General features: G+C 53.5%; 11 protein-coding genes. 7 read left to right on the forward strand and 4 right to left on the reverse strand.

Features of this window, described 5'->3' with window-relative positions:
* Positions 1-17 precede the first annotated feature (17 nt).
* Positions 18-143: a hypothetical protein gene (locus tag VL197_08200; GenBank protein HUJ17961.1), complete on the forward strand. Its 126-nt coding sequence runs from the start codon at positions 18-20 to the stop codon at positions 141-143.
* Here the strand turns inward: VL197_08200 and VL197_08205 are convergent.
* Complete coding sequence (locus VL197_08205) at positions 137-784, reverse strand: outer membrane beta-barrel protein (protein ID HUJ17962.1); 648 nt, start codon at positions 782-784, stop codon at positions 137-139. The two genes, VL197_08200 and VL197_08205, sit on opposite strands and share 7 nt — an antisense overlap.
* A 642-nt stretch (positions 785-1,426) precedes the next feature.
* On the opposite strand from VL197_08205, the gene VL197_08210 reads away from it, so the two are divergent.
* The 4 genes from VL197_08210 (at position 1,427) to VL197_08225 (ending at position 4,794) form a co-directional block, all read left to right on the forward strand.
* Positions 1,427-2,161 (forward strand): hypothetical protein, encoded by a 735-nt coding sequence (locus tag VL197_08210; protein ID HUJ17963.1) that lies wholly within the window; start codon positions 1,427-1,429, stop codon positions 2,159-2,161.
* Between the two features lie 71 nt (positions 2,162-2,232).
* Positions 2,233-2,559: a zinc ribbon domain-containing protein gene (locus VL197_08215; GenBank protein HUJ17964.1), complete on the forward strand. Its 327-nt coding sequence runs from the start codon at positions 2,233-2,235 to the stop codon at positions 2,557-2,559.
* Between the two features lie 85 nt (positions 2,560-2,644).
* Positions 2,645-3,880 (forward strand): MFS transporter, encoded by a 1,236-nt coding sequence (locus VL197_08220; GenBank protein ID HUJ17965.1) that lies wholly within the window; start codon positions 2,645-2,647, stop codon positions 3,878-3,880.
* A gap of 359 nt (positions 3,881-4,239) precedes the next feature.
* Entirely contained in the window at positions 4,240-4,794 is a 555-nt protein-coding gene (locus VL197_08225; protein HUJ17966.1) for an LEA type 2 family protein, read from the forward strand.
* Positions 4,795-4,866: 72 nt separating this feature from the next.
* On the opposite strand, the gene VL197_08230 is transcribed toward VL197_08225, so the two are convergent.
* Positions 4,867-5,118 (reverse strand): hypothetical protein, encoded by a 252-nt coding sequence (locus tag VL197_08230; protein HUJ17967.1) that lies wholly within the window; start codon positions 5,116-5,118, stop codon positions 4,867-4,869.
* An 844-nt stretch (positions 5,119-5,962) separates the two neighbouring features.
* Between VL197_08230 and VL197_08235 the strand changes: the two genes are divergently transcribed.
* Positions 5,963-8,656: a UPF0182 family protein gene (locus VL197_08235; GenBank protein ID HUJ17968.1), complete on the forward strand. Its 2,694-nt coding sequence runs from the start codon at positions 5,963-5,965 to the stop codon at positions 8,654-8,656.
* Positions 8,657-8,740: 84 nt separating this feature from the next.
* A complete protein-coding gene (locus VL197_08240) occupies positions 8,741-9,487 on the forward strand; it encodes an RluA family pseudouridine synthase (protein ID HUJ17969.1) in 747 nt (248 codons plus the stop codon).
* 54 nt (positions 9,488-9,541) lie between these two features.
* On the opposite strand, the gene VL197_08245 is transcribed toward VL197_08240, so the two are convergent.
* Together VL197_08245 and VL197_08250 are read right to left on the reverse strand one after the other, a co-directional pair.
* A complete protein-coding gene (locus VL197_08245) occupies positions 9,542-10,120 on the reverse strand; it encodes a hypothetical protein (GenBank protein HUJ17970.1) in 579 nt (192 codons plus the stop codon).
* A 143-nt stretch (positions 10,121-10,263) separates the two neighbouring features.
* The coding region (locus VL197_08250) for a VTT domain-containing protein (GenBank protein ID HUJ17971.1) at positions 10,264-10,851 on the reverse strand (588 nt) is incomplete at its 5' end.

Below are 10,851 nucleotides of genomic sequence, written 5' to 3' on the forward strand. Positions count from 1 at the left end.
GCGGATCGACTGATCTCATGGGTATCAGAGCCACGTCCGAAGATATCTCCGCCCTTGAAACGGGCCTGCTCTGGAAATACCGAGCGAAGACCGACTTTGCAGAAGCCTATACACCGCTCGCCATGACGAAGATAGTTCAGTAGCGGAATCCCAAATTGAGGGTCGCTGTGTATCCGTCCAGTCTCACGGGCTGGCCGCCGTATTCCGGTTTTGCCTTGATATATCTTCCCTCAAGACCCATGAAGAACGAATCCGTGAAATTGAAGTTCAACCCGGCACCCCAATGAATACCGTAGGTGACTCTCGAGGTGCCGTTGAAGCTGCCGAGATTCCCCTGCACTTCAAACTTCGTAAAGTAAGCGCCGATGCCCGCTTCAGCATAGGGCTCGAAAGGACCCAGGGGGAGAAAGAGTTTGCCTGACAATTGCACCGGGACTACTTTCAATCGTGTCTGCCCCGGCTCCGCAGGGGGTGCGGATTTGCTTTCAAAGTATCCGGCCCCGAATTCAATTCCAAATATGGGGAAGAAGTAATGACCGAATGCTATCTCACCGTCAAATCCGTTCTTTCTTTCCAACTCAGTTCTCGTACCCGAGTCCTCGAAATCATTTAGGCTCAACGTGCTTTCGCTTGGATAATAATAGCCGCCCTTCAATACAAAGTAGCCGTCGTTCTTCTCGCTCGCGGGAGCGGCCGCCAAAGTGGCGGGCATCGCGATCGCTATCGAGAAGAGAATCGGGAGAATCAATTCCTGTCTTCCGAAATACGCCCTTGTCGTCTTCATAGGTCACCTCCCATAAAATTGTCATAGTTTCTATAAGAGTAGCGCCTGCCATATGAATGTCAAGGACCGGCCCTCATTATGATCTTTTATCATATTTTAGTTGCCCATCACAAAGATAAAGCCAACTCAGAAATTCATTAGAGCGCAGAAGATGGGCGCGCCTCGGTAAGATGACAGGGGGCGGCATGAGCACATAGTACTATTTGAATCATGGATTTTATGGTATAGTTTTTAAATAAAATAAACTTCCTGCAGTATATTGCAATTGCATCATATGGAAATTGCTGAACACCATGGGGTAGATTGAATTTTTATTGACTAATATCTGCATTTGCATATTAGTCAGTTTCAGCATGATTTATGACAAATGGGATATTAGTCAATTGACAATCAGCACAATTTCAACTGGTTATATCTATTTGGCTTTGATTGTGCGGAAATGTCGAGATAATATTTTCGTTTCGCTAATTCCTTGTTCTTCCCCTCGCTTCGCTCGGGAAAGAATCGCGGCGGTAAGTCGCCCGACTGCCATTCGCCCTCGCGAAGCTCGGGCGAAGAACCAGGCAGTCAAGATCGACACCCCGCTGCGCGGGGGCGACTTACCGCCGCGATTAGTTTTGGAAGCAGAGGGACATTACAAGTTTGACGACCACAGAATATATGGAATTCGCCTTCTATTTCCTCTTTCTTGTGCTCTATATTAGTTTTGCCTTTTTAAGCTTCTTTAAAACAGCGCAAGTCGCTAAGTCAAAATGGGGTAAGTCAATATGGCGTAACATGAAACCGAAGCAAATCAAATGGCTCAGCGCTATCTTCTTACTTGCAGGAATGTTATTCATGATTTTTGCAGTGGGCCAACTTGCAACCGGAACATTCAAGTGGCGAGGGCGGCCGAAGACATACAGCTTCTCTGATTTCCGCGTGAGAGTTAAAGCGGCGAAACCGCAGCAGGAGTACCAATCACCAGATGGAAAATATATCGCAATCATTATTCCTTTGCCGAATGCACCATCCGGTTCTGGAGAGAGCAAAGTTGAGGTTCATTCGAAAGATGCTATCATGAGTTCTGCAAGTTACAGTTCTGAGGATGGCGAGCATGGTTTCGGCGTTGAACACGCGACATGGTCACCAGATTCGAAGTTCTTCGTTTACAGCATGTCCAGCTCGGGCGGTCACCAATCCTGGCATTTCCCTACATACTTCGTTTCCGTTAATGATTTCAAAACGAGATGTCTGGATGACTATGTTGGTTCAATAACACAGACTGAACTTTCGTTTAATCCGCCCGACATAGTTCATGTTTACGGCCATGCACCAAACGATTTTGAAAAAGAAACTGAAATTAGCGCCAGCCTTTCAAAACTGCTAAAGGAATGAACCAACAACCGCGTCCACAGCGACGCGCCGAAGGGCGGCGCGTGACGCGGGCGTTCCCAAGAGAGATGATAATGAAAAAGTGCCCCTTCTGTGCTGAAGATATTCAAGACGACGCGATAAAGTGTAAACACTGCGGTGAGTTCCTGGATGCCTCCGCACGCCCACGCATGGCAGAAGAAAAGATCCCCTGGTATTTCGGGAAAACCTTTATCATCATCGCCGTCTTGTCTGTGGGACCGCTGGCGTTGCCCTTGATCTGGTGGCGTCCGCAAACGACGCGGGCATGGAAGATCGGGCTCACCATAGGGATCCTTGTCCTCAGTTGGATTTTGTACCAAACCACGATGGAATCCATCCGAACGATCCAGAAGTATTACAAAATGCTTGAAGGACTTTGAAATTATGTGCAAATGTTCTGATCGCCAGCACCGGTGAAGTACGTCCCCGAGGTAATCTCCCGCAAGGTCTATCATACATAACTACATGCCCTCCTCTCTCGCTCCAGATGAACCGCAGGCGATCCTGCGGCACCGTCCGTTCGTCCTGTTCTGGTTCGCCCGTGTCGCGACCATGGTCGCCTTCCAGATGCAGGCCGTTGCCGTGGGCTGGCAGATCTACGCCCTCACCGGCAGCGCGCTGTATCTCGGCCTTGTCGGGCTTGCGCAGTTCCTGCCCATGTTCCTGCTGACGCTCGCCGTGGGCCACGTTGCGGACCGATACGACCGCCGCACCATTGCGCGGGTCTGCCAGTTCACTGAAGGCCTGGCCGCCTTCGCACTGGCCTGGGGGAGCGCGGCGGGCTGGCAGAGCAAGGAGAGCATCCTCGCCATCATGTTCGTCGTCGGCGCCGTACACGCCTTCGAAGGGCCGACCATGCAGTCGCTCCTGCCCGGCCTGGTCACCGCCCAGCTCCTTCCGCGGGCGCTCGCCTGGTCCGCGTCGGCAATGCAGACCGCAACCATTGTCGGGCCGGCGCTCGGCGGCCTCCTGTATACCGTGGGCCCGACCGAGGTCTATGCAGCAGCAGGCATCCTGTTCCTGGCTGCAAGCGTATTTCTCGGCCTCATCCGCGCAGGCCGCGCTCCCGCCTTGCACGAACCCGCAAGCATCAAATCGGTGTTCGCCGGCATCGCCTTCATCCGCAGCCGTCCCGAGGTTTTGGGCGCCATATCCCTCGACCTCTTTGCCGTGCTTCTGGGCGGAGCTACGGCCCTCCTGCCGATCTATGCGCGCGACATCCTGATGACCGGACCGTGGGGGCTGGGCCTCCTCCGTTCGGCGCCCGCAGTGGGAGCACTTGCCATGTCCCTTTTCCTGGCGCGTTATCCGCTCAAGCGCCGCGTGGGCAGGACCATGTTCAATGCCGTAGCCGTCTTCGGCGTCGCAACCATCGTGTTCGCTCTCTCGACGTCCTTCGTCCTGTCCCTCGTTGCCCTTGCCGTGCTCGGAGCCGCCGACGTGATCAGCGTCGTGATCAGGCACTCGCTGGTCCAGATCGAAACGCCTGACGAGATGCGGGGCCGGGTCAGCGCTGTTAACTCCCTGTTCATCGGAACATCGAACCAGCTGGGTGAGTTCGAATCGGGGATCACCGCGGCCTGGTTCGGGGCGGTCTTCGCCGTCCTGATCGGCGGCATCGGCACGATCATCGTCGTAGCGCTCTGGATGCGGTTTTTCCCGCAGCTGGTGCGAACCGACACCCTGGATTCAAAGAAATGAAGCAGGATTGTCATTAAGGGTCATATACTAGAAACACCGGATCGGAACCAATGGAAGCAATCAAGATTCTGCTAAATGACTTTCCCGCGAATGCGGGAATCCAGTTCAGTTTTTTATCCACAGATTGCGCAGACTTCACAGATTAAACCGAAGAAAAATTACTATTTTTACAATCTGCGTCCATCTGCGACGTCTGCGGATAGATTTTTTTTTCGCGTCTTCTGAAGGATAGTCATACTGAGTGGTTACATTCGATGTAAAACTATTATCAGACAGTTAATAAGCTCGACACCAATATAGGTTATAATAGGACGGCGTCCGAGATAGGGGTAGCTGCCGGAATCAAAGGAGTATATACAATGCTCATGAAACGCGGGATCTTAATAGCCCTCATCCTGATCCTGCCGGGGTGCTCATTATCGAGGCTCCTCGGCACCAAACTAGAGCGGCCCACCTTCGCGTACTCGGGATACGAACTCGCGGAGGTCTCGGAGAGCGAGACAACCGTTCACTTTCTGTTCTCCGCGCACAACCCGAATAAGGTAGGAATCAAGGACGTGCTTGTTTCCTATGAACTCTTTGTAGAGGGGAATTTTCTGCTGCAGGGAAATGACATACGTTTAGTGTTGCCTCCAAAAAGCGATACGGTGATCCAGGTTCCAGCAATAATCGCTTATAAGGACCTCTTGCCTGTCCTGGGGTCCCTTGCTGCTAGAATTTTATCAGGACAGAAAACAGTTCCGATAACGATCAATGCCGTCTTTTCCGGAAAGCCTTTGGTCTATGACGAGTCGGGTCAAGGAAGCGCGTTTTCGTTCGAGAAGAATCTGACGAAGACCGAGGACATCCCTATACCGCTGGATAAGATCAACAAGGCCATGAAACGTTTCAGGGATGCCATCCAGAATTTTTAAATGCGCACAGGATTATTGACGATCAGCTGCCTTCGTGATCGGGTTTTAGGAGAAATGGAGAAATGATGTGGCTTAAGCGGCCTTTGGCAGGCCAGAGGAAGGCAACAAATGGGTTTGACGATGGGCAATCGTAACAATATCGATGACCTCACCGGCTCTTATTAGCAAGTCGTCACTGTAAAAGCGCTTTTCAGCGGCATCGCTCTTCTCTTCGATCTGTTCAACCTTGCCGGTCCTTCCGTCTATTATCACGCCCTTATTCAGGTCATCGGTCGCGCGCCGACGAGGTGAATTGATCCTTCTAAATGCTAGGTTCGTCATCACGGCCGGAGCTCCTCACACCTGAAAAAAAACGAGATGCATTCTTTATTTTAAGTGTAGCATAGAATTGTAAGGTTAGAGCTAAGCTATGCGGTCACGCAGGCGATCAGTAATACTATAGTGTCAGGCCGAAAGGGGGAATACCGGCTGAAAATGAAGGACCATAGCATAAAGACAGGTCCTTCCAAGGAAGTTCAAGATGCTTTTCTTTTTTCTGCACCCCGGTTCACAGGTCCGCGCAGGCATGCATTGCGGGTACTGCTCCTAAGCCTTCTCGGGCATCGCAGCACTTCCCCTCGCCCGGAATAGCGGGCTCGGCCGTGTCTGCCTAGCTTTGTGACGGTATTGATCTTGACAGCTTGCGCATGCTTGTGCGCGTACCTGTTCACGGGATGCAGGGGCCTCTGAAAGGCAAGGACCCTGAGTCTTTACCCAAACCCCGCATGTCCCCGGATCGGCCCTACGAATTTCTCGGGCACCCGTCTTGACCAAAGGAAGCGTCCCCTTGGGCGGCCGTGCACTGTCTGAGGCCGCAGGCCGAGTTTGCGCGGCCGAGCGGACGTGGCCCTAGACGGGTCAAGAAATTCGTTCAGGCCACGAAGGGGATATGCAAAAAAAATCAATTCTTCAGAAAACGAGCAAAGTACCCACTCAAAAGGGAGAAGACCCTTTTAAAAAAACTGTGCTACACTCTTTCTCGCATCCTGGTTCTTTTCCTTGCCATGAGGATGATCTTCCGCTAAAGTAGCTGCGGCTGATCGATCCGGCAAGGACGCTACGATCATTTTCAGACAGTTCGATCTTACAAGTCGCTCTGCACCCGCGAACGAACGAAAGGAAGGACGTGATGAGCAATAAAATTCAGAGGCACTGGGTCCTTATCTTTTCCGTCGTCGCGGCGCTCACGCTTCTCGCCAGCGCGCGGGAGCTTATCTCCCTTGAAGTGGATTGGCAGTTTTTCCACGAAACCGGCTTCGAAGCGGTCTTTACCAAGACCCTTACCGCAAAGCTGCTGGCCGGGCTCGCTTTCGGCGTGATCGCTTTTCTCCTGATCTACAGCAACCTCCTTATTGCCGGAAAGCGAAGGTTCCCGCCCGGCGGCCTGAATCTTCTCTGGGAAAGCATGCCGCAGCTGCCGCGCATCGATCTGGGCCGGCTGATGGGCGGGATCTCGCTCCTGGTGTCCTTTGCCGCATTCATCCTCGCCTTCCAGGTTGGCGCGCGATATTGGGAGCAGTCGCTTCTCTTCCTGAACAGCTCGCCTGCTGGCCTTGTCGATCCGCTCTTCGGCAAGGACATCTCGTTCTATCTGTTCAAGTATCCCTTTATCGACGCGATGAACTCGATGATCCGCATCCTGATCGTGATCTCTGCTGTCCTGACAACGGCGGTCTATATTTTCCGGGGCGGCGCGGTGACCATGGGAAAGCTCTTCGCCGTGGATCCCTTCGTGAAGCGCCACATCGCCGTCCTGGTATCGCTCTTTCTTCTCAGCCTCTCGTTCAGCTTTGTTCTCGACCGCTTTGGACTGCTGACCAGCGAACACGGCGTACTGTACGGCGCCTCGTACACTGACGTGCACGCCCGCCTGCTGATGCTCACGGTCATGGCCGCGCTCGCCCTGGCTGCGGCGATCGTCGTTCCCGTCTTTGCCAGCCGGGGCTCCCTCGTCATGCCGCTCGCTGCGCTTGGGGTTCTCATGGGCCTCTCCCTGCTGGGACTGCAGGTCTATCCCTCCACCCTGCAGAGCTTCAAGGTTTCGCCGAACGAGATCGTGCTGGAGCGGCCCTACATCGCGGACCATATCAAGTTCACCCGGTACGGCTACGGCCTGGAGAACATGGAACTGGAGCCCTTTGCGGCGAACAAGCAGCTGACCTTCACGGATATCCGGAAGAACCTGCCCACCATCCAGAACATCCGGCTCTGGGACGAAGAGCCGCTCCTGAAGACCTACAGCCAGCTGCAGCAGATCCGGACCTATTACCACTTCAGCGGCGTGGACAATGACCGCTATACCGTGAACGACAACTACCGCCAGGTCATGCTGTCCCCCCGGGAGCTGTCCTACGCTGATCTGCCGGAGAAGTCATGGATCAACGAACGGCTCGTCTTCACCCACGGCTTCGGCCTGGCCATGGGGCCCGTGAGCGGCATCACGAAAGAAGGCTTGCCGGAATTCTACATCAAGGACATCCCGCCGGTCACGAACGCGGGGCCGAAGGTGGCCCGGCCTGAGATCTACTACGGCGAAAGCCCGAACGACTACGTCATCGTGAACACGAAGACAAAGGAGTTCAGCTATCCCACGACCGAGGGGAACGTGTACAGCGTTTATACGGGGAAGGGAGGCGTCCGGTTCTCGTCGCTCCTGATGCGGTGCCTCTATGCCGCCTACTTCGGGAGCTTCAATATCGTGCTGTCGAGCGATGTGACCGATGAAAGCCGGATCCTCTATAACCGGGAAGTCATCAAGCGGGTCGCCGCGATCGCGCCGTTCCTGTCGTACGACCCTGATCCGTACATGGTCATCGGCGACGACGGTAAATTGTTCTGGATCATCGACGCCTACACCCAGAGCGGCAACCTCCCCTATTCCAAGCCGCTTCCGGGAGGGACCAACTACATTCGTAATGCGGTCAAAGTGGTCGTGGACGCCTATGACGGCTCGGTCTCGCTCTACGTTGTGGACCGGAAGGACATCCTGGCGAAGACCTATGCAGCCATCTTCCCGACGCTGTTCAAGCCGATCGGCGATATGCGCGCAGACCTCCGGGGGCACGTCCGGTATCCCCGGGCGCTCCTCAAGATCCAGGCGCGGATGTTCACGACCTTCCATATGACGGACCCCTCGGTGTTTTACAACAAGGAGGACCTCTGGGAGATCCCGTCGTACCGGCAAAAGACCATGGACCCCTATTACCTCATTACGAAGCTCCCGGGGTTCGACGAGGAAGAGTACATCCTGCTCCTGCCTTTCACACCGTCGAAGCGGGACAACCTGGCCGCCTGGATGGCAGCGCGAAGCGATGGCGGGAACTACGGCAAGGTCACGGTCTACACCTTTCCGCGGGACCGGCTCGTCTTCGGGCCGCGCCAGATCGACGCCCGCATCGACCAGGACGCCTATATCTCGCAGCAGCTCACGCTCTGGGGCCAGCACGGCTCCGATGTGATCAGGGGGAGCCTCCTCATCATCCCCATCGAGGACTCGCTCATCTATGTGCAGCCGCTCTTCCTGGTGGCCACGGACAAGGGCGGCCTGCCGGAGCTCAGGAGGGTCATCGTTGCCTACGGGAACAACGTGGTCATGGAAGAGACGCTCGATGCCGCGATCCAGCGCCTGTTCACCGGCTCGCTGCCGAGCATGCGGATGATGGAGAACGGCGCGGCAGAGGGCAAGCGGCCCTCACGGGAATTGAGCTCCCAGGCGCTGGAACAGTTGCGCAAGGCAAGGGAAGCGGTCCGGAAAGAAGACTGGGCCGGCTACGGGAAATACCTGAAAGACCTGGAAGAGACGCTCCGGGAAATGGCGAAGTAAGTTCGGGCATAAAGTCTGCCGCGGCATTCTGAAATATCAGCTGGCCGCACATGTGCGCTGAAACTCAGGAGTGGAATATTTATTATGAGAAGACGGCCCGGCTCGAGCGCCAAGTTCGTATCGAAAGGGATCGCAATCCTTTACGAGGATAAAGACATCCTTGTGGTGAATAAGCCGGCGGGCCTTTTGACGGTCGCTACGGAGAGGGAAAAATCGCGCACGGCCCATTCCCTGCTCACGGAGTACATCCGCAAAGGCTGCGGCAGGTCCCGCAAGCAGCTTTTTGTCGTTCACCGTCTGGACAGGGACACCTCCGGGGTGCTCATCTTCGCGAAGAGCGAAGAGGCGATGCTGCGTCTGAAGGCCCAGTGGAAACAGACGGAGAAGAAGTACCTGGCCGTGGTTCACGGCAAATGCGAAAAGAGCTCGGATACGATCACTTCCTACCTGGCGGAGGACAAGGAGTATAACGTTTACTCCACGTCTGACAGCACCAAGGGCAGACTGTCCCAGACGGCCTACAGGGTCCTCAGGTTCACAAAAGGCCTGTCCTTGCTGGAAGTGACGTTGTTAACAGGCAGGAAGAACCAGATACGGGTGCACCTCGCCGGAATCGGGCGACCCATCGTGGGCGACACAAAGTACGGGAAAGAGGATGGACCGCAGCCACGCATGGCGCTTCATGCGAGATTGATATCCTTCAAACATCCCTTCAGCAACGAGCGGCTCACGTTCGAAGCAGAAGTGCCGGCTTTTTTTGCGACGCTCGTGGGCCGCATCGAACGTCTGAACGAGCCTTCGGGACCCTCACTGACATTCAGTAATAAATGATGCGGCTTGAATATCTGTTGACGAGAGATCACCTCCAGCCTCAATCTTCCTGGTTCAACAGGATGGCTTCATTTCATCTCTATCGATACCTGGAGAAGAAAGCTTGGCTGAGCACTCCCTGCAGAGTCCCTGGCTAAACGTTGTTTTCGCGTGTTTGTCGATGTAGAACTCCACCTTGTGCCGATACTCGTCATCATCACGGACTTTTTTGCAGTTGGCGCAAATGGGAAGCATGCTATTGAGCTCCTCATTCATGTTGAGCGCCCTATCGAGCTCTTCAATGAGACTTTCACGTTGTTGCAATGTTTTTCGTAATTTTAGCAAAACGGTCACAATGATGTAGAAAGCGAAGTACATCGCCCCATTCCAGAATTCGATGGTGAATTGGGCATATTTTTTTCCTGCCATAATGTCTGAAAACACTATCGTGACAAGAGATATTAATGAAAACATGATGCCGATTCTTTGGCCAACGAACCAGGTAACATAAGAAATCGGCACCAAATAAAATAATTCCATTCGTAATTCAAAACCTGTCACGTAATCAACATATCCTATTACCATCACCAAAAGGAGACCGACGGCAATATGATATGTCTTGGGAAGATTGCTTAATCGTTCTAAAATGCCCATAGGGACCCCCTCATTTGTTGCATTCCGTGGTACACCGGATACTATGTATGATTGTTAATCTGCATAAAGATCCATTACTACCTGTCTTGTGAACTATTCAGCATTTCGCTACTACTATCTGCTCCAGGAAGAATCCTCGCAATCTACAACTCCTGATGCTTTTGTTCTGCCTTCTCAATGAGCCTTCCGATAATATAAACAAGAATGGCGATCACCGCTAACAACATAAACGCGAGGACCATAAAATGTCTGAGCCGCTGCGTGAACATAACAGCCACGCTGCCGAAAAGGTATCCGATCGTCAAAAAAAGCAGGGACCAGATGAATGATGAAATAAATTGAATGCGCATAAAATGCCCGAAGGGAACTTTAAGAAACCCCAATACAACGAGAGTTGAATGGTTCAAGCCGTACAGAAATTTTGACAGGAAAATGACATGAAAAGGATTGCTCTCAATATCCGGCAGATATCTCTTGACGCGGCGTATCACGACTGTTGAGATTCGCTGGCGGGGATACCGGGATCGGAGTTGTCTCCCTGCAAAGTACCACAGCATGTCACCCAGCAGGACGCCACACAGGGCAAAGAGAAAGGAGTCAAGAAAGTGAAAGGCATGAAGCCGAACCATCATACCGGCCGTGGCCAGAAAGAGTTCCCCTTCAATGATCATCGCCGCACAAAGCAGCCAGTATGCCCAGTGCCGGTTCGCCTCAACAGTCGAAATAAAGAA

Source organism: Nitrospirota bacterium (genome assembly GCA_035516965.1).
Classification (GTDB): domain Bacteria; phylum Nitrospirota; class UBA9217; order UBA9217; family UBA9217; genus MHEA01.